The sequence below is a fragment of the Streptomyces sp. NPDC018000 genome (assembly GCF_044328025.1).
In the GTDB taxonomy this organism is placed as follows: Bacteria; Actinomycetota; Actinomycetes; order Streptomycetales; family Streptomycetaceae; genus Streptomyces.
The window spans coordinates 46,468-64,638 of sequence record NZ_JBIRGM010000005.1 but is presented as its reverse complement, the minus strand read 5'-3'; the positions used below and the strand labels follow the sequence as shown (position 1 = coordinate 64,638).

Genomic DNA, 18,171 nt, shown 5'->3' with positions numbered 1-18,171 from the left:
GTTCGGCCCGGCAGGACCATGTATGGCGGTCGGCGCCACGAGTGACAAGCGACAGAGGAACGGCAATGACGGTGACAGAGGACAGCCCTGAGCTCGCTCCCGGTACTGAGGAGTTCGGTCCCGGTATCGACCCGGAGCGGCTGGCCGTCTGCCTGAGCGTGCTCGACGAACTCGACAACATCGAGGTCGACCACCCCGACGCCATCACCGTGCGCCGCGCCACGGCCGGGATCTACAGGACCGTGAAGCAGCGCCGCCGTCAGGAGCGCCGCGCCGCCAAGACCGCGCACGACAAGGCCGTCACCGAGGCCACCGCGACCGGTTCGGCCGACCGTATCGACGACGAGACCCAGGGGGTCCTGCCGTCGTCCTCGACCCGTGGCGAGATCGCGGGCGTCCTCCAGCGGCCCCGGTCCTGCTACATCTGCAAGACCAGGTACGTCGAGGTGGACGCGTTCTACCACCAGCTCTGCCAGCAGTGCGCCAAGGAGAACCGTTCGCGCCGCGACGCACGGACCGACCTCACCGGCCGGCGCGCGCTCCTCACCGGCGGCCGCGCGAAGATCGGCATGTACATCGCGCTGCGGCTGCTGCGCGACGGTGCGCACACCACCATCACCACCCGATTCCCCAATGACGCGATCCGCCGCTTCAAGGCGATGCCGGACAGCGACGAGTGGATCCACCGGCTGAAGATCGTCGGCATCGATCTGCGCGACCCCGCCCAGGTCGTCGCGCTCGCCGACTCGGTCGCGGCCGAGGGCCCGCTGGACATTCTGATCAACAACGCGGCACAGACCGTGCGCCGCTCCGCGAACGCGTACAGCGAACTGGTCAACGCCGAGTCCGCCCCGCTTCCGGCGGGTGAGCTTCCTGCCGCCGAGGTCATCGGTACTTTCGGCAGCGGCACCGTCGACCGTGTCGCGGCTCTCCCGGCCGCCCGCAAGGAAGGACTGAGCGCGCAGGACGTCACCGAGCTCGCCCTGGTCACCGGGTCCGCCTCCCTGGAGCGGATCGCCGCCGGAACGGCGATCGACGCGGGCGGCCTCGTACCCGACCTGCATGACACCAACAGCTGGATCCAGACCGTCGAAGAGGTCGAACCGATCGAGCTGCTGGAAGTCCAGCTCTGCAACTCCACCGCGCCGTTCATCCTGATCAGCCGGCTCCGCCCGGCAATGGCGGCGACCGCCGCCGAGCGCGCCTACGTGGTCAACGTCTCCGCGATGGAGGGCGTGTTCAGCCGTGGCTACAAGGGCGCGGGCCACCCGCACACCAACATGGCCAAGGCCGCGCTGAACATGCTCACGCGCACCAGCGCCCAGGAGATGTTCCAGAAGGACGGCATCCTGATGACAGCCGTCGACACCGGCTGGATCACCGACGAGCGCCCGCACCCCGACAAGATCCGCCTGGCCGAAGAGGGCTTCCACGCCCCGCTCGACCTGGTCGACGGCGCCGCCCGCGTCTACGACCCGATCGTGCGCGGCGAGGCGGGCGAGGACCTGTACGGCTGCTTCCTCAAGGACTACGCGCCCGCCAACTGGTAGTCAACCGATTGCGCAGCGTTCATGCGGCGCGGTGGACCCGGCCCGGGACTCGTTCCCGGCCGGGTCTTTTCCGTACTCGATGGCTGAAAGTGACCTAGTGCACACATTCTATCGAGCGCGATCGCGCTCATTTGGTTACCCTGATGCGAACGGACGTCATCGAGGAGTCCACAAAACCTCCTCGACCGTCCTGGGGCAGACCTGTCAACCACGTCGCCGTCCCGCCCCATACCCGGCGCCACCGCGACCGAACCGTTCTTGCCCCTGCCCCTCGCGGGTGCTCGACCCCCGGTAATGAGGCCGCGGCGTCGGCGACGCCCCCGGGGTTACGCGACACAAAGGAGTGCGCGGTGACGACACCAGAACTGACGAAGCGCGAGAAGCGACCGAACGAACGGCACGGAGAGCGGCCCCGCAGGCCCGAGAAGCTCCGGAACATCGAGGTCTGGGCCAGGTCCGCACCGATCCGGCTGGCCGGCTACGAGGACGACCTCGCCGAGCCGCACATCCTGCCCAGCGTCGACTGACCGCTTCACACCTTCACACAAGAGCTCCGGTCCGCCCCCGTGAGGGGGTGGGGCGGAGCTCGGCAGTTCAAGGCCGTCCGGTCGGGCTGACCCGGGAGGGACCGAGCGAGACGGGGGGCATGAAGTCCCGCACGTAGGTGCGGTGCCACCAGTGCCCCGTGGCCCGCAGTTCGCGCCAGGTCGTGTACCGGTAGTGGTACAACCTGGCGCGGACATGTGCAGGCGGGACCTCGGGGAACGGGTTGTGACGCAGCAGCCGCAGCGTGTCCCGGTCGTTCTCCAGCAGCCGCGCCACGAAGGGGCCGAACCAGGGGCCCGCGTACGCGGGGGAGAGCGCCGCGAACCACATCAGCCAGTCGAGCCGCAGATGATACGGGGCGAACTGGCGCGGCAGCCGGCGCGGATCGCCCGGCTTGCCGCGGAAGCCGTACTCCTGCCAGACCGTGCCGTCGTGGAGCAGCTGCTCGTCGGTGCCCTCGACCACCACCTCCAGCCGGACCCGGCTGATGCTGCCGAACGCACCGTAGGTATTGACCAGATGCAGCGGGTCGAACGAGCGATTCATCACCTGGCGGCGGGAGATCAGATTGCGTGCCGGGCGGTAGCTGAGGAACACGACCAGCGCGGTGACCGCGATGACGACGATCTCGTACCAGAGCGGCGGCGCGGACTGTGCGGGCGGCTCAGCGAACAGGGACCAGTCGACGGCGGAGAGGGCGAGAGTGATCGTCACCCAGTTCAGCCAGGCGAAGTTACCCGAGACGACCAGCCACAGCTGGGTGACGATCATCAGCCCGGCGGCCGCGCTCGCCACCGGCTGCGGAGTGAAGAGGAGGACCGGCACCAGGAGTTGAGTGACATGGTTGGCCGCCACCTCGACCCGGTGAACGGGCCTCGGCAGCCGGTGGAAGAACCAGCTCAGCGGTCCCGGCATCGGCTGGGTCTCATGGTGGAAGTACAGACACGTCAGATTGCGCCAGCACTCGTCGCCGCGGATCTTGATCAACCCGGCGCCGAACTCCACCCGGAACAGCACCCAGCGCAGCAGCCACAGCACCAGCACGGGCGGTGCCGTGTCCCCGTTGCCGAGAAAGACGGCGAGGAAGCCGGTCTCCAGCAGCAGGGACTCCCAGCCGAAGCCGTACCAGGTCTGGCCGACCTGGACGATCGACAGATAGAGAGCCCAGGGCAGCGCCCAGAGCACCATCGCCGCCCAGAGCGGAACATGAGCGTCCACGCCCGCCATCAGTGCGACGGCGAGCGCGCAGCCGGCCCAGCAGACGAGGGCGAAGAAGCGGTCGGAGTAGTGGAGCCGGAAGAGGCCGGGCGTGCTGCGCCAGTCCGTACGCCGCAGGAAATCGGGTACCGGCAGCATGCCGCTCTCGCCGATCAGCGCCCGGAACTGGAGGGCTGCGGTGAGAAACGCGACCAGATAGATGCCGGCCAGAGCCCGCTGGAAGATCAGCCGGCTGAGCCAGTAGCCGTCTGCGGTGAACCACTCCATCGTTTCCAGTATCGGTCCGGTGACGCGGCTCGGCCCTTCAGACCCGCGCTCACGACCTCGCTCACGATTGTCAGCGGCGTCGCGGCCCATCGTGGGCGAGGTCGTTACCGGCTTTCGGTGACGATTTGGCGCAGCGTGGTGCCGAGCCGACGGGCGTACCACCGCTGGATCACCGGTACGACAGGCCCCGCGAGCCGGGTGTGCCAGGCCGCCGGTCGGCTGAACGCCATGACGGTGAACCACACGGCCCCGTCGTCCGCCAGCTCCACCACGAAGGACTCCTCACCGCACTCGGGGTGCCGGACCAGCGTCCCGTAGCCGAATCCGATGCGGTGCTTCTCGTACGCCGCCCAGACGACCCGGCAGGGTGCGACGAACCGGAACGGGCCGATGCCGAGCGACACCCGCACGAGGACCCCGGCCTCGGCGCGGGGCGCCGACGCGCGGACCCGGGCTCCGCTGGTGCGATGCATGCGCCATTCGGTGACCGCCGCGCCCGCCGCCTCGAAGTCGGCCCGGCCGTGCCCGACCCGGGTCCGGTGGTGCAGGTGGCTGTAGCCGTCGGGGAGCGGGCCGAGGCGAGTGACTCCGACCTCGGGGTAGGTGAAGGTGTTCATGCGGTCCTGCCTTCGTGATCGGTGTGGTTCTGGAGTCTGCGCCAGGCAAGCATGGAGCAGAGCGCGAAGCCGAGTGCGTTGCCGAGACCGTGGGTGGCGGTCATCCACGTCAGCGTGGGGTGAGGGAGTCCGGCGGCCTCGCCGAGTGCCCAGCTCAGCGCCAGCACCATGGTGACCGCGAGCACGGCGGACGAGGTGGCGAGCAGCAGCCGGGTGATCGGGTCCCGTTGCCCGTCGCGGATCGATCGCCAGGTGAGCAGGGCGACGGTCCACATTCCCGCTGTCAGAACGACTGCCCCGGCCAGCTCGGCCCAGTCCCCGATGAAATATCCGATCAGGACGAGCAGGGTGCCCAGCGGCACGCTCAGCGCAGCGAACCTTCCCGCAGCGCTGTCGGCGATCCGGCAGACGAGCCCCGAGACCAGCGCGGCGGCGAATCCGGCGTAGTGGAAGTGCGGCACGGTCAGTGCCAGGATGCCGAGCCCGAAGCCGAAGAGCGTGTGCCCCGAGCGTTCGGCGACCAGCGCGATGGCGGCGATCGAAGGGGTGACCAGGGCGGTGAGCAGGGCGATTTCGTTGGGCGCCACGGCGGAGGTTCCGGACGCTGCGAGGTTGCGGAGCAGCCGTGACGGGGCGTGCAGGGCGAGGAGTACGGCACCGAGCGCATAGCAGATTGCGAGGGTGGTGGCGGGCCCGCCGCGCGGCAGCCAGAGTGCGACGGCGCCGGGCACGGCGAAGAGCGGCCACAGACGGCGCATCCGGTCCAGCTCGGGCGCACCGTCCAGCCGCAGCCCCACCGGAACCACCACCAGCATGCCCAGCATGACGATCAGACCGACCAGGACTGACATGACCACTCCCCGACTTGAACGTGTTCAAGTGTGCTCGGCGATGACTCTAAGGCCCATCTTGAACGTGTTCAAGATGGGCCTTGGGGTGGGGGCAGGCGATGCACGCCTGGGGCCCCGAAGGGCCTCACAGCACTCCCCGGCGCCACTCCCGTACCAGCAGCCAGCCGAGGTACACACCCCCGATGGCCATCGTGTAGATCCCCACGGGCAGGCTTTCGAACAGCGGCAGTTGCTGGGCACAGAGATCCGCGATCACCAGCAGCAGCGCGCCGGTCAGCGCCGACAGCAACAGGTGCGGGCCGGAGACCCGGGTGATCCGCTTGGCGATCTGCGGAGCCGTCAGCGAGATGAACGCGATCGGCCCGGCGACACTGACGGCGCCCGCCGAGAGCACGATCGCCAGCACGATGGCGATCGTCTTCGTGCTGCGGGGCTCGGATCCGAGTGCGCCCGCGATGTCGTCGCCCATCTCCCCGATGTCCAGCCGCCGTGCGATCAGGGCGGCGAGTGGGGCCACGACCAGCAGGACGAGCCAGATGGTGGTGGCGTCGTCCCAGGACCGTGCCGACAGGCTGCCGTTGACGTAGGCGGTGAGGACGGCGGCCCGGTCGCGTTCCATGGCGTAGACGACGTACTGGGTGACCGCCGTGCCGATCGCGGCGACACCGATTCCGGCGACGACGAGCCGTGCGGGGTTGCGGAACCCGGTGCCGGTCGACACATGGACCAGCACCATGGCGAGGACGGCACCGAGCAGTGCGCCGAGTGCCACCGGTACGGTGTCCGGGAACATCAGCGCGGTGATCGCGGCGCCCGCGCCGGCACCGGACGCCAGCCCGATCACATCCGGGCTGCCGAGCGGATTGCGGGTGACGGACTGGAACAGTGCCCCGGAAAGACCGAGCGCCGCGCCGGTGCCCATGGCGACCACCAGACGCGGGCCGCGCAGGCGTTCCAGGACGAATGCGTTCTTGCCCTCGGCCCCGCCCGTCACCGCCCCGATGAGATCGGCGAGCGGAATGCCCAGCCGCCCGAGCGACAGCGTGGCGACGGCGGCCACCACGAGCAGCACGAACAGCACAAGTGCCGTCAGCACGGACACGCGCCGGAACGGCAACGCCACCGCCCTGCCGATCGTCAGCAACCCCCTGGGCGAGGCGGTAGGGAATCCGGCCTGATGCGACGTCATGCGTTGCCCCTCATCCTGCGTACGGCAATGAGCAGTGCGGGCGCCCCGATGAACGCTGTCACGACACCGACCATCAGTTCCTGCGGGCGCATGACCACCCGCCCCACGACATCCGCGAGGAGCAGCAGCGCGGGACCGACCAGAGCCGAGAAAAGGATCTGCTCACGAAAGTCGACACCGACCAGGGCCCGCACCACATGCGGAACGGCCAGGCCGACGAAGGCGATCGGGCCGACCGCCGCAGTTGCCGCGGCGCTCAGCAGTGTGGCCGAGAGCAGGCCGCCCGCCCGGACCAGGGCCGGATTCGCCCCGAGAGACGCCGCGGTCGAGTCACCGAGTGCGAGCGTGTTGAGGCCGGGCCCCAGCACCGCGGCCATCACCAGACCGACCACGGCGAACGGCAGAACCGACAGGAAGACGTCGAAGTCCCTGCCGCCTAGCGCGCCGACGACCCAGTACCGGTAGCTGTCGAACACCTGCGGCCGGCTCAGGGTCACCGCCTGGATGAACGCCATCAGCACGGCGGAGAGCACCGCACCGGCGAGCACGAGCCGCACCGGTCCGCTGCCCGAACCCGCCGATCCGATCGCATGGACGAGCAGGCCGGCGATCAGCGCTCCCGGCAGCGCCCACCACATGGTTTCCGTACTGCCCGACGCCCCCAGGAAGGCCGTCGCGGCGACGATGCTCGCGGAGGCGCCCGCGTTGATACCGAGGAGACCGGGATCGGCCAGCGGATTACGGGTCACGCCCTGCATGAGCGTGCCCGAGACGGCCAGACAGAGACCGGCGAGTACACCGAGCGCGGTCCTCGGACAGCGGCTCTCGACGATGGTGGTGACATTCGGATCGGCGGTGCCGGACAGGACGTGCAGCACATCGCTGAACGAGGTGGTCCGGCTGCCGAACATGACGCTCGCGAACACGGCGAGAACGAGGACGACGACTGCGATGACGAGGGAATACACCCGCCGAGCGGTGACGGTCCGTGAGGTGCCGGCACCGCTCGGCGGTGCGTGTGTGGTGGTGGCCATGTGGGTGGTGGCCGGCCTCAGCCGTTGTCGGCGGCCTTGATGGCCTTGTCGATCAGCGGCAGGTAGCGGTCGATCACCCACGGCACGGTGAGCGGGTTGATGATCGAGGAGGCCGTGACGAAGGAGTTGTCCTTGCTGGAGACCACGGCGCCGCTCTTGACCGCGGGGATCGCCGCGTACAGCGGCTGAGCCTCGATTTCCTTGCGGGACTTGTCGTCCATGTAGAAGGTGAAGACCAGGTCGCTGTCCTTCAGCTTCTCGGCGTTCTCCAGACCGATGAGCGCCGAGTCGGTGCCCTTGGTCTCCTTGAAGGTGTTCACCACCGGGTCGACGGTGAGGCCGAGGGAGGACACCATCTTGACGCGCTGCTCGTCGGGCTTGAACACGCCGAGGGTGCCGGGGCCGGTGTTGTAGATGTACGAGAATGTGTAGTTCTTGTAGTCCGGCCGGGTCGCTGCCGCGTCGAACAGTTGCTTCTCGATCTCCGAGATGAGGGTCTTCGCCTTGTCCGGCTGCCCCAGCGCCTTGGCGATGATGTCTATCTGCTGGTCCCAGTCCGTGCTCCACGCCAGATCGGGGTAGGCGACGGTGGGGGCGATGTCCTTGAGGATGTCGTAATCCTTCTGCGTGATCCCGGACCACGGCGCCAGGATGACATCCGGTTCGAGCTCGGTGATGGCCTCGAAGTCGATGTCCTCACCACCCGTGAACTGCGTCGGCAGCTTGTCGCCGGACTTCTTCACCGCCTCGTGGATCCAGGGCAGATAGCCCGTCCTGTCGCTGCCCCACTCGTAGCTCTCCATGCCCACCGGGGTGTGGCCGAGCGCGATGGCGGTCTCCGCCGAGCCCTGGCCGAGGGTGACGATCCGTTCGGGCTGTTGCTCGATCTCGGCGGTGCCGAGGGCGCTCTTGATCGAGACGGGGAACGCTCCGCCGCTCTTCCCGGATGCGCCGGAGGTCTCCTTGCCGTCGTCGTTCGACGAACAACCGCCGAGGACGAGAACGAAAGCTGCCGCGGTGGCAGTTGCGGCGAGCGTCCGGCGACGCACGCGGGTGAACCGGGACATGGGTGTTTCCTCATGGGTTGGTGGACGGAGCCGTTGGATCCCACGCGGACTGCGAAGGGTTAGGTAAGCCTAAGCTAAGTTGGCTTCTGTCTACAACCGGCCTCCGGTTACCGGTAATCGCCTTTGGTTCGGGCTCATTGACGAAAAGTCTGGGCCGATCTGGCGTTGGGTGCAGTGGATTGTCGAGATCATGACAAACGTGAACCTCAAGGCGCTGCAGGGCCGTTGAGCGGGTCACAAGCCGGGCGGCCTTGCCGGGACGGACGGTGCCGCCCGTCGGGTCGGCCGCCGGTGGCGGCCGACCGGACATCGGTGCGTACTGTCAGGAGCGGGGCTCGGAAGCGTCCAGCATGGCGTCGCGCTCCACGACCTTGATCCTCTCGCGTCCCTGCTCCGCGCCCAGAGCCTGCTCGTGCGCGTCCAGGCGGTACCAGCCGTCGCGGGTGGTGTAGCGGACGCCGCGCTCTTCCAGGAAGGCGGTGACGGCCTCCGGCTCGGGCTGTTCCGGGGCGGGAAGCCGACCCGTGGCGTGGTCGTCCAGGAGGCAGGCGACCGTCTCATTGGCGTCGCCCTTGGTGTGGCCGATCAGACCGATCGGGCCGCGCTTGATCCACCCCGTGACGTACACCGACGGCATGGGCCCCTCGCCGTCGATGACACGCCCCGCGGCGTGCGGGACGGTGCCGGAGGCCACGTCGAACGGGAGCTTCGGGAGCTCCTGCGAGTAGTAGCCGACCGCGCGGTAGACGCTCTGTACGTCCCAGTCGGTGAAGCGGCCGGTGCCCTTGACGTTCCCGGTGCCGTCCAGCTCGGTCCGCTCGGTGCGCAGACCGACGACCCGGCCGTCCTCGCCGAGGATCTCCACCGGGGACTCGAAGAAGTGCAGGAACAGCTTGTGCGGCCGGTCGCCCACGTCGCGGATGGCCCAGTTCTCCAGCGTGGAGGCGACCATGTTGGCCTGCTTGTTGCCGCGCCGGGTCTCGATGGAGCCCGCGTCGTACTCGATGTCCTCGGGGTTGACGATGACCTCGATGTTCGGTGAGTGGTCCAGCTCCCGCAGTTCCATCGGGCTGAACTTGGCCTGCGCGGGACCGCGACGTCCGAAGACATGCACTTCCAGGGCCTTGTTGGCCTTGAGGCCCTCGTAGACGTTCGCGGGTATCTCGGTCGGCAGCAGTTCGTCCGCCGTCTTGGCGAGCATGCGTGCCACGTCCAGGGCCACATTGCCCACCCCGAGCACGGCGACCTTCTCCGCTTCCAGGGGCCAGGTGCGCGCCACATCCGGGTGTCCGTCGTACCAGGAGACGAAGTCGGCCGCGCCGTGGGAGCCGTCCAGGGAGTTGCCGGGGATGTCGAGTGCGCGGTCCGCGTCGGCGCCGGTGGAGAAGATCACCGCGTCGTAGAAGGACCGCAGATCGTCCAGGCCGATGTCGGTGGGGTAGTCGACGTTGCCGAACAGTCGCAACTGCGGCTTGTCGAGCACCTGGTGCAGTGCCTGGACGATGCCCTTGATCCGCGGGTGGTCGGGGGCCACTCCGTAGCGGATCAGGCCGAAGGGGGCGGGCATCCGCTCGAACAGGTCGATCGAAACACCCGGGTCCTGTGCGGCCTCGGATTTCAGCAGTGCGTCCGCTGCGTAGATTCCGGCGGGGCCGGCTCCGACTATGGCGACGCGGACGGGGCGGGTCATGGGGTGCAGGTCCTTAGAACGGGCTGACGCGGGCAGTGCGGCGCAGGGTAGAAGCAACGACCTCGCCCACGATTGTCAGCGGCGTCGCGGTGCCTGGGACCTCCGCCTTGGATTCGAAGGCCCCCGGCGCCGCTCCTTCTCCCGCTGCCCATCGTGGGCGAGGTCGTAAGGATGGGCTTACCGTGCTCCACGGGACACGGTATCCGTAGCGGACCTGCGATCTCCGGGCGGGCGGCCTTCGGGGCGGTCCGGGGTGCTTTCGCCCGTTCCCGGCACGTGCCGGGAGGTGCTCCGACTGCGCGACACCGGATCTCCCCGCCGGTGCGGGGCCCGCTCGAAGAATCGGACAAATGATGGCAGAGTGACCCACATGGATGATCGGGTAGCGGGTGCCCTGTCACTCCCGGACGACTGGCCCGCCCACCCGGATCTCAGCCTCGCCCTGAACCGCATGGGCAGCTTCGACTGGGACCTCGACAGTGGCCTCATGCACATGGACCGACCCGCACTCGATGTTTTCGACCTGCGGGCCGAGGAATACGGCGACCGGCCGGAGTCGCTCGCGCCGCGGGTGCCGCCGGAAGAGGGCGTCCGGCTCGAAGCCATGGTCGCGCAGGCCCTCAAGAGCGGTCAGAGAAATTACGGCGCGTATTTCAGGATCCTGAGACGCGACGGCACACTGCGCTGGACCCATACCCAGGGCTCCATCCAGCGCGACGAGACCGGCCGCCCCCGTCGCATCATCGGCATCGTCCGCGACGCCACCCAGGAGCTGGCCCACTTCACCGCCCGCCGTGAACTGGACATGGAGCGGCAGCGCCGCACCAGTCTGGTGGAGGGCACCGCGGCCGCGCTGGCCCACGCCCGGACGGTCCGGGACGTCATCGACGTGCTGAAGAACTCGCAGGGCCTGGCACATCTCGGTGCGACCAGCCTGGTCGTGGGCCTGATCGAGGCCGGACGCATCCATCTGGTGGCGGGCGGCCCGGAGGACTCGCTCGTGCCCGGCGCCCGCTACACCCGGACGGACGAGCCGTACCCGATGAGCGAGGTGGTGAGTACGCTCTCGCCCCGCTTCATCGAGTCCGCCTCGGATTTCGCCACCTCGTACCCGGTTCTGTGGCCTCACATCAGCCACCTCGGCATCACCTCCGCCGCCTATCTTCCGCTGATCGCCCAGGCCCGGCCCATCGGCGCACTCGGACTGCTCTACAGCGACAAGGACGGCTTCACCGGCGATGAACGCAATCTGCTCGTCGCGCTCGGCAGCTCCATCGCCCAGAGTCTGCAGCGGGCCATGCTGTACGAGCAGGAGCACGATCTCGCCGAGGGTCTCCAGCAGGCCATGCTGCCGCGCCGGATCCCGGACGTGCCGGGCGCACAGGTGGCTGTGCGATACCGGTCGGCCCGGCTGGGCCGGGACATCGGGGGTGACTGGTACGACGTCATCCCGCTGCCCGGTGGCCGGGTCGGGGCCGTCATCGGGGACGTACAGGGCCATGACACGCATGCTGCGGCGGTCATGGGACAGTTGCGCATCGTGCTGCGCGCCTACGCGGCGGAGGGGCACAGCCCCGCCACGGTGATGGCCCGGGCCTCCGTGTTCCTCCATGAGCTGGACACCGACCGCTTCGCGACCTGCTCCTACGCCGAGGTCGACCTGACCACCGGAGTGGTGCAGCTGGTCAGGGCCGGCCATGTGGATCCGCTGGTGCGTGACACCGACGGCAGCTGCCGGAGGCTGCCCGTGGAGGGCGGGCTGCCGCTGGGGCTCTCGGCCGAGTTCGGGCGGCTCGAATACCCGGTCGGTACGGTCGAGCTGGACCCCGGTCAGACGCTGGTGCTCTTCACCGACGGTCTGGTGGAACTGCCCGGCGCCGATTTCGACGAGGGCATGCAACTGCTGACGTCCATGGTGCGCAACGGTCCACAGGACCTCCAGCGGCTGGCCGACCAGCTCTGCGAGAAGGTCGACGAGAGCGGCGGCGAGGACGATGTGGCGGTCCTGCTGTTGCGGCGAAGGGCCGCTCACGCACCCCGGCCGGGCGGCAGGCTCCAGCAGTATGTGGCACAGGGCGACCCGGAGGCGCTGAGCTCCGCGCGGCACATGATCCGTGCGGCGGTACGGGCCTGGGGCGCCGAGACGCGGGCCGACGAGGTCGAGCTGGCCGCCGACGAGCTGGTCACCAACGCGCTGATACACACCGACGGCGGGGCGATCGTCACCATCCGGGTGCTCACCGGGCCCGAGCGGCGGCTGCGGGTCGACGTCGAGGACCGTTCCAGCGCGCTGCCCCGGCGCCGGGACGCGGGGGAGGCTGCCGTGTCCGGGCGAGGACTGATGCTGGTGGACCGGCTGGCGGACCTGTGGGGTGTGGAGTCACGGGGCAGCGGCAAGTGCGTGTGGTGTGAATTCGCCATTCCGGAACGCGAATGACGGCAATGTTGAGCACTACCCGACAGTAACAGAAAGTGACATGTATGTGCTTGACCGTAACCGACCGCAAACGATTGACTGCGACTCCGTCAGTCTTTGTCTTCGATGACATGAGGATCCGTTGGGCACTGAGCTACTGGCACCTCTCGACCTGGCCTTCTGGCACCTCGAATCCGATGCCCATCCCATGCACCTCGGCGCGCTCGCCGTCTTCTCCCCTCCTGCCGACCCGGCGCACGGCGTCGGGCCGGAGACCGTGCTGGAACTGCTGGGCACCCGCGCCGCCTCGATTCCCCGGCTGCGGATGCGGGTCAGGGACGTACTGCTGCCGGTCGGCGGTGCGGCCTGGTTCGTGGACAAGGACTTCGATGTGCACCGGCACATCGAGCGGGTGCAGTTGACCGAGGCGGAGTCACCGGGCGAGGACGGCGGATTCATGGCGGGCGCCACCCGGCTCGCCGGTGAACTGATGGAGCGGCCGCTCGAACGGGGCCTGCCGCCCTGGCAGATGTATGTGATCGGCTGCGTCGACGGCGGCTCCTTCGCCGTGCTCGTCAAGCTTCACCATGCGCTCGCCGACGGAATGCGTGCGGTCGCCATCGGAGCCGGGATCTTCGACGAGATCGCTTCCGTCGCCGGACGCGCCCGCAGCGGTATGCCGGCCCGCCGGGCGCGCACGGCCCCGCCCCGCTCCTGGATGCCGGGCCCGCGCCAGGTGGCCGGTCTCGCGCTGGGCCGGATCGAGGATCTCGGACGGGCGTTCGGGGTCGGCGCCTCCATGGTGCGGGCCAGTCGCCTCGATCTGCGCGGCGCGCCCGCACTCACCGCGAGCTCCAGTGGTACCCGGCGGCTGGCCACCGCGGATCTGGACCTCGATGCCGTGCAGCGGATCCGGCGGGCGGCCGGAGGCACGACCAACGACGTCCTGCTCGCGGTCGTCGTCGGGGCGCTGCGCCGCTGGATGCTGGAGCGCGGCGAACAGCTGCCCGCCGAGGACCCGCGCGCCCTCGTGCCGGTCTCCCGCCGCAGACCGGGCCAGGCCGCCGCGACCGGGAACAAGCTCTCCGCCTATCTGCTCGCGCTCCCCGTCTCCGAGCCCGACCCCTGGAAGCGGCTACGCAACGTCCGCACCGCCATGGACCGCAACAAGTCCGCAGGGCCCTTCCGCGGCGCCGGCGCGGTGGCCGTGCTCGCCGATCAACTGCCCTCGCTGGCCCACCGCTTCGGGGCACCGATCGCCGGGAACGCGGCCAGGATGCTCTTCGACGTCCTGGTCACCAGCGTGCCCCTGCCGCGCTCGGCACTCTCGCTCGGCGGCTGCCCGCTGCGCGCCGTCTACCCGATGGCGCCGCTGGCCCGCGGCCAGTCCCTGGCCATCGCCCTGTCCACATACGGCGGCCGGGTGCAGGTCGGGCTGGTGGCCGACGGCAAGGCGCTGCCCGATCTGGAGCGGCTGGCGGGCTGCGTCGAGGACGAGGTGGCGCAGCTGCTGGCACTGCTGCCCGCTCGCTGAACGGTCTGCGCCCCGATCGGCCACGGATCGGACAGGTTTCTCGGAGCGCGGAACCCGTGCACGCCCTACGGGGCAGTCCTTACGACCTGGGGGCCGGTAGGGAGCGGGCTCGCGCCGCCCTGCGACTCCGCTTGCCGCGTTGTCGTCGGTCATCGATGCGCCTTCCCCGAGCTCTCGGCTTCGCTCGACCAGGGGAGACGCCATCCGACTCTCTCCTCCGCCTTGCAATCGAAGCCGCACGACGACGCTCCCTGATCCACTCCCCGTCGCCCCCCCCAGGTCGTTAAAATCCCGGCCCATGCTGCGCGTACTCGCCGTCGACGACGAAGAACCCGCCCTGGAGGAACTCCTCTACCTCCTGCGCGCCGATCCACGCGTCCGCAGCGCCGAGGGCGCCACTGGGGCCGCCGAGGCGCTGCGCCGCATCGGCGGCGCCGTCGATGCGGGCCCCGACGACCCGTCCGCCATCGACGTCGTCTTCCTCGACATCCACATGGCGGGCCTCACCGGTCTCGACGTCGCCCAGCTGCTGGCCGGATTCGCCGCACCTCCGCTCGTCGTCTTCGTCACCGCACACGAGGGCTTCGCCGTCCACGCCTTCGACCTCAAGGCCGTCGACTACGTCCTCAAGCCGGTCCGCCGCGAACGCCTCGCCGAAGCGGTACGGCGTGTGGCCGAACAGGTCGGGTCCCGCTCCGCACCCGTACTCGACACCGCGAACGACCAGATACCGGTGGAGCTCGGCGGAGTGACCCGGTTCGTCCCGATCGACGCCATCGCCTACGCAGAGGCCCATGGCGACTACGCCCGGCTGCACACCGACAACGGCAGCCACCTCGTCCGCGTCCCCCTCACCACCCTGGAGGAACGCTGGCGCTCGCGCGGCTTCGTACGCATTCACCGCCGCCATCTCGTCGCGCTGGGTCGGATCGACGAACTCCGCCTCGACGCGGGCAGCATGAGCGTGCGCATCGGCACTGCGGAGCTCGCCGTGAGCCGTCGCCACACCCGCGCGCTGCGCGATCTGCTGATGCGCCGGACCGGCCGCTGACCAGGCCCTTCTTGGACTCGAACTCTTCCCACGGCGGACCGGTGCTGCGTACACTCCGGGCCCATGTCCGCAGAGCCAACACCCCGGCGTGAAGTGGTGACGGGGGAACCCCGGCGGGTGCGCCCGCTGCCGCGCTACCGCACCCAGTCGGAGATCGACGAGCAGACCGCACTCGGCGGCGCCTACGTCCGTTCGCTGATGCGCAGCCAACTGCGCGCCGCACTTACCGCGTTCACCGTTCTCGCCGTGGTCGTCGGCACGCTGCCGCTGGTCTTCGAAGCCCTGCACAGCGCCGCGCTCGTCTGGGCCGTCCTCGGGTTCGCCGCCTATCCGCCACTGACCCTGACTGCCTGGTGGTACGTGCGACGGGCCGAGCGCAACGAACGCGACTTCGTCCGGCTCGTGGAAGGCCGCACCGCACAGTGAGCCGTACGTACGCGGTGGCGGCTGTCGCCGTCGTCGTCGTCGCGACCGTCCTCGTCGGCGGTTTCGGGCTGCGCATCTCCCGTACCACCTCCGACTTCTACGTGGCTTCACGCACCGTACGACCCCGGCTCAACGCCGCCGCGATCAGCGGCGAATACCTTTCCGCCGCCTCCTTCCTCGGCATCGCCGGCCTGGTGCTCGTGCACGGCCCGGACATGCTCTGGTACCCGGTCGGATACACCGCGGGCTATCTCGTGCTGCTGGTCTTCGTCGCCGCACCGCTGCGCCGCTCGGGGGCGTACACCCTGCCCGACTTCGCCGAGGGGCGGCTGGAATCGCGACAGGTGCGCAGGCTGGTGAGCGTCTTCGTCGTCGCGGCGGGCTGGCTCTATCTTGTACCGCAGCTCCAGGGCGCGGGGCTTACGCTCAAGATCCTTACCGGGGCGCCCGGCCGGCTCGGCGATGTGCTCGTGGCGTCCGTGGTCGTCATCGCCGTCGCCGCGGGCGGCATGCGGTCCATCACCTTCGTACAGGTCTTCCAGTACTGGCTGAAACTGACCGCACTCCTCGTCCCCGCGATCTTCCTGGTGCTCGCCTGGCAGGGCGACGGGCAGCCCCGCGTCACCTTCGACGAGCAGCTCTCCGTCTTCCGCGCCGACCATCCGCTGTACGCCACCTACGGGCTGATCATCGCGACATTCCTCGGCACCATGGGTCTCCCGCATGTCGTCGTCCGCTTCTACACCAGCCCCAACGGCCGCGACGCCCGCCGCACGACAGTCGCCGTCCTCGCGCTCATCGGCGTGTTCTACCTGCTGCCACCGGTCTACGGCGCACTGGGCAGGCTGTACGCCCCCGAGCTGATCCACGGCGGGGACGCGGATGCCGCCGTGCTGCTGCTGCCCGAACGGGTCATCGGCGGGCTCGGCGGGGAACTGCTCGGAGCGCTCATCGCGGGCGGTGCCTTCGCCGCGTTCCTGTCGACCGCCTCCGGCCTCACGATGGCGGTCGCCGGAGTCATCACCCAGGACGTGCTTCCGTCGCGCGGGGTACGGCACTTCCGGCTGGCCACCGTCCTCGCCATGTGTGTACCGCTGGCCGGTTCGCTGATGGTCAGCCGGGTGCCGGTGGCCGACTCGGTCGGCATGGCATTCGCCGTCTCCGCGTCCTCCTTCTGCCCGCTGCTGGTCCTCGGCATCTGGTGGCGGCGGCTCACCCCACCCGGCGCGGTCGCCGGGCTGCTGCTCGGCGGTGGCTCCGCGTTCCTGTCCGTCGCCATCACCGTCAGCGGCGCGGTACGCCCGCCCGGCTGGCCGCACGCACTGCTCGCCTGGCCCGCCGTCTGGTCGGTGCCGGTCGGCTTCCTTGCCATGGTCCTGGTGTCCCTCGCCACGCCCTGCCGGATACCTCCCGGTACGAACGCCGCCATGACCCGCTTCCACCTGCCGGAAGCGCTGGGGAGAAACCGATGACCGGGGCCGGATACGCCGTACTCGTCATGCTCGTCCTCCTGCTGCTCGGCGCGGGCTTCCTGCTCGGCCGTCGCATCGCCCGCCCGGTCCGTACCAGCGACGTCGGAACCCCCGTCGAGTACGCCACCTTCGAGACCCTGCACACCGCCTCGCTCGCCGCGCCCCCGCTGCGCGCCGGACTCACGGAGGAGAGCGCCCGCAAGTCGGCCCGCAGGCTCCGCTCCCTGCTCGGCACCGACGCCCTCTGCCTCACCGACCGCGACCGGGTCCTCGTCTGGGACGGCGAGGGCGAACACCACGGCCGGCACGTCATGGACCAGGTGCAGGACCTCCTCGCCAGCGGCCGCGACACCGCCTTCCACAGCGACTGCGACGACCTCGACTGCCCGCTGCGCTGGGCCGTCGCCGTGCCGCTCACCGTCGACCACCGGGTCCTCGGCGCCCTCATCGCCTACGCCCCGCGTGAATCCGCGGTACTGGCCAGAGCGGCCGGAGAAGTGGCCCGCTGGGTTTGCGTACAGCTGGAACTCGCCGAACTCGACCGCTCCCGCACCCAGCTCATCGAGGCCGAGATCAGGGCGCTGCGGGCCCAGATCTCCCCGCACTTCATCTTCAACTCACTTGCCGCCATCGCCTCGTTCGTCCGCACCGACCCGGAGCAGGCTCGCGAACTTCTGCTGGAATTCGCCGACTTCACCCGCTACTCGTTCCGCAGCCACGGCGACTTCACCACCCTCGCCGATGAACTCCACTCCATCGACCAGTACCTGGCACTCGTACGGGCCCGATTCGGCGAACGGCTCGTGGTCACACTCCAGGTCGCCCCCGAAGTGCTGCCCGTCACCCTGCCGTTCCTCTGCCTCCAGCCCCTGGTCGAGAACGCCGTCAAACACGGCCTCGAAGGAGCCGTCACCCTTCCCCGAGCTCTCGACTCCGCTGGAGCAGGGGAGACCCCGACCCGCATCACCATCCGCGCACTCGATGCAGGCTCCGAGGCCGAGGTCGTCATCGAGGACGACGGCACCGGAATGGACCCGGAACGCCTGCGCCGCATCCTGCGCGGCCAGGGCGGCCACTCCACCGGAATCGGACTGCTGAACGTCGACGAGCGGCTGCGCCAGGTGTACGGGGACGACTACGGACTTGTCATCGAGACGGGAATCGGCGCCGGGATGAAGATCACGGTAAGGCTGCCCAAGTACCGTGCGGGGGTGCACGGTACCTGACGTTCCGGGCGTATCCC

The 18,171-nt window shown here is 69.5% G+C and carries 15 protein-coding genes; 8 read left to right on the top strand and 7 right to left on the bottom strand.

Annotation, left to right across the window (positions count from 1 at the left end; genetic code table 11):
- The first annotated feature begins 65 nt into the window (after positions 1-65).
- Both ACH4EW_RS14740 and ACH4EW_RS14735 read left to right on the top strand, forming a co-directional pair.
- Positions 66-1,550, top strand: a complete 1,485-nt coding sequence (locus ACH4EW_RS14740; RefSeq protein WP_398256256.1) for an SDR family NAD(P)-dependent oxidoreductase — start codon at positions 66-68, stop codon at positions 1,548-1,550.
- Between the two features lie 350 nt (positions 1,551-1,900).
- The gene (locus tag ACH4EW_RS14735; RefSeq protein ID WP_398256253.1) at positions 1,901-2,077 is read left to right on the top strand and encodes a hypothetical protein; all 177 of its coding nucleotides are present in this window, start codon (positions 1,901-1,903) and stop codon (positions 2,075-2,077) included.
- Positions 2,078-2,144: 67 nt separating this feature from the next.
- On the opposite strand, the gene ACH4EW_RS14730 is transcribed toward ACH4EW_RS14735, so the two are convergent.
- The 7 genes from ACH4EW_RS14730 to ACH4EW_RS14700 all read right to left on the bottom strand — a co-directional run bounded on the left by ACH4EW_RS14730 (position 2,145) and on the right by ACH4EW_RS14700 (position 10,029).
- Positions 2,145-3,581: a lipase maturation factor family protein gene (locus ACH4EW_RS14730; RefSeq protein ID WP_398256250.1), complete on the bottom strand. Its 1,437-nt coding sequence runs from the start codon at positions 3,579-3,581 to the stop codon at positions 2,145-2,147.
- A gap of 104 nt (positions 3,582-3,685) precedes the next feature.
- Positions 3,686-4,198 (bottom strand): DUF1990 family protein, encoded by a 513-nt coding sequence (locus ACH4EW_RS14725; RefSeq protein WP_398256248.1) that lies wholly within the window; start codon positions 4,196-4,198, stop codon positions 3,686-3,688.
- Positions 4,195-5,049 carry a YndJ family protein gene (locus tag ACH4EW_RS14720; protein WP_398256245.1) on the bottom strand — a complete coding sequence of 285 codons (855 nt, stop codon included), beginning with the start codon at positions 5,047-5,049 and terminating at the stop codon, positions 4,195-4,197. The genes ACH4EW_RS14725 and ACH4EW_RS14720 overlap by 4 nt, the downstream gene beginning before the upstream one ends.
- 124 nt (positions 5,050-5,173) lie before the next feature.
- The gene (locus ACH4EW_RS14715) at positions 5,174-6,238 is read right to left on the bottom strand and encodes a FecCD family ABC transporter permease (RefSeq protein ID WP_398256243.1); all 1,065 of its coding nucleotides are present in this window, start codon (positions 6,236-6,238) and stop codon (positions 5,174-5,176) included.
- On the bottom strand, positions 6,235-7,272 hold the full coding sequence (locus tag ACH4EW_RS14710) for a FecCD family ABC transporter permease (RefSeq protein WP_398256241.1): 1,038 nt from the start codon (positions 7,270-7,272) through the stop codon (positions 6,235-6,237). The genes ACH4EW_RS14715 and ACH4EW_RS14710 overlap by 4 nt, the downstream gene beginning before the upstream one ends.
- 17 nt (positions 7,273-7,289) lie before the next feature.
- Positions 7,290-8,339 carry an iron-siderophore ABC transporter substrate-binding protein gene (locus ACH4EW_RS14705; RefSeq protein WP_398256238.1) on the bottom strand — a complete coding sequence of 350 codons (1,050 nt, stop codon included), beginning with the start codon at positions 8,337-8,339 and terminating at the stop codon, positions 7,290-7,292.
- A gap of 322 nt (positions 8,340-8,661) precedes the next feature.
- A complete protein-coding gene (locus ACH4EW_RS14700; RefSeq protein WP_398256235.1) occupies positions 8,662-10,029 on the bottom strand; it encodes an FAD-dependent oxidoreductase in 1,368 nt (455 codons plus the stop codon).
- 370 nt (positions 10,030-10,399) lie between these two features.
- Here ACH4EW_RS14700 and ACH4EW_RS14695 point away from each other — a divergent pair, with 370 nt between their 5' ends.
- The 6 genes from ACH4EW_RS14695 (at position 10,400) to ACH4EW_RS14670 (ending at position 18,154) form a co-directional block, all read left to right on the top strand.
- A complete protein-coding gene (locus tag ACH4EW_RS14695; protein WP_398256232.1) occupies positions 10,400-12,466 on the top strand; it encodes a SpoIIE family protein phosphatase in 2,067 nt (688 codons plus the stop codon).
- A gap of 121 nt (positions 12,467-12,587) precedes the next feature.
- Complete coding sequence (locus ACH4EW_RS14690; protein WP_398256229.1) at positions 12,588-13,979, top strand: wax ester/triacylglycerol synthase family O-acyltransferase; 1,392 nt, start codon at positions 12,588-12,590, stop codon at positions 13,977-13,979.
- A gap of 298 nt (positions 13,980-14,277) precedes the next feature.
- Positions 14,278-15,030, top strand: coding sequence for a LytR/AlgR family response regulator transcription factor (locus tag ACH4EW_RS14685; protein WP_398256226.1), 753 nt, complete (start codon positions 14,278-14,280; stop codon positions 15,028-15,030).
- Between the two features lie 63 nt (positions 15,031-15,093).
- Positions 15,094-15,456, top strand: a complete 363-nt coding sequence (locus ACH4EW_RS14680; protein WP_398256224.1) for a hypothetical protein — start codon at positions 15,094-15,096, stop codon at positions 15,454-15,456.
- A complete protein-coding gene (locus ACH4EW_RS14675; protein WP_398256221.1) occupies positions 15,453-16,928 on the top strand; it encodes a cation acetate symporter in 1,476 nt (491 codons plus the stop codon). Before ACH4EW_RS14680 ends, ACH4EW_RS14675 begins: the two co-directional genes overlap by 4 nt.
- Positions 16,925-18,154 (top strand): sensor histidine kinase, encoded by a 1,230-nt coding sequence (locus ACH4EW_RS14670; RefSeq protein ID WP_398256218.1) that lies wholly within the window; start codon positions 16,925-16,927, stop codon positions 18,152-18,154. Before ACH4EW_RS14675 ends, ACH4EW_RS14670 begins: the two co-directional genes overlap by 4 nt.
- The last annotated feature ends 17 nt before the right edge of the window (positions 18,155-18,171 follow it).

What these genes read in the sequence shown, in the direction of transcription:
- ACH4EW_RS14740 (WP_398256256.1), top strand. Translation starts at nt 66, where the DNA reads ATGACGGTGACAGAGGACAGCCCTGAGCTCGCTCCCGGTACTGAGGAG.
- ACH4EW_RS14730 (WP_398256250.1), bottom strand. Translation starts at nt 3,581, where the DNA reads ATGGAGTGGTTCACCGCAGACGGCTACTGGCTCAGCCGGCTGATCTTC.
- ACH4EW_RS14725 (WP_398256248.1), bottom strand. Translation starts at nt 4,198, where the DNA reads ATGAACACCTTCACCTACCCCGAGGTCGGAGTCACTCGCCTCGGCCCG.
- ACH4EW_RS14720 (WP_398256245.1), bottom strand. Translation starts at nt 5,049, where the DNA reads ATGTCAGTCCTGGTCGGTCTGATCGTCATGCTGGGCATGCTGGTGGTG.
- ACH4EW_RS14715 (WP_398256243.1), bottom strand. Translation starts at nt 6,238, where the DNA reads ATGACGTCGCATCAGGCCGGATTCCCTACCGCCTCGCCCAGGGGGTTG.
- ACH4EW_RS14710 (WP_398256241.1), bottom strand. Translation starts at nt 7,272, where the DNA reads ATGGCCACCACCACACACGCACCGCCGAGCGGTGCCGGCACCTCACGG.
- ACH4EW_RS14705 (WP_398256238.1), bottom strand. Translation starts at nt 8,339, where the DNA reads ATGTCCCGGTTCACCCGCGTGCGTCGCCGGACGCTCGCCGCAACTGCC.
- ACH4EW_RS14700 (WP_398256235.1), bottom strand. Translation starts at nt 10,029, where the DNA reads ATGACCCGCCCCGTCCGCGTCGCCATAGTCGGAGCCGGCCCCGCCGGA.
- ACH4EW_RS14695 (WP_398256232.1), top strand. Translation starts at nt 10,400, where the DNA reads ATGGATGATCGGGTAGCGGGTGCCCTGTCACTCCCGGACGACTGGCCC.
- ACH4EW_RS14685 (WP_398256226.1), top strand. Translation starts at nt 14,278, where the DNA reads ATGCTGCGCGTACTCGCCGTCGACGACGAAGAACCCGCCCTGGAGGAA.
- ACH4EW_RS14680 (WP_398256224.1), top strand. Translation starts at nt 15,094, where the DNA reads ATGTCCGCAGAGCCAACACCCCGGCGTGAAGTGGTGACGGGGGAACCC.
- ACH4EW_RS14670 (WP_398256218.1), top strand. Translation starts at nt 16,925, where the DNA reads ATGACCGGGGCCGGATACGCCGTACTCGTCATGCTCGTCCTCCTGCTG.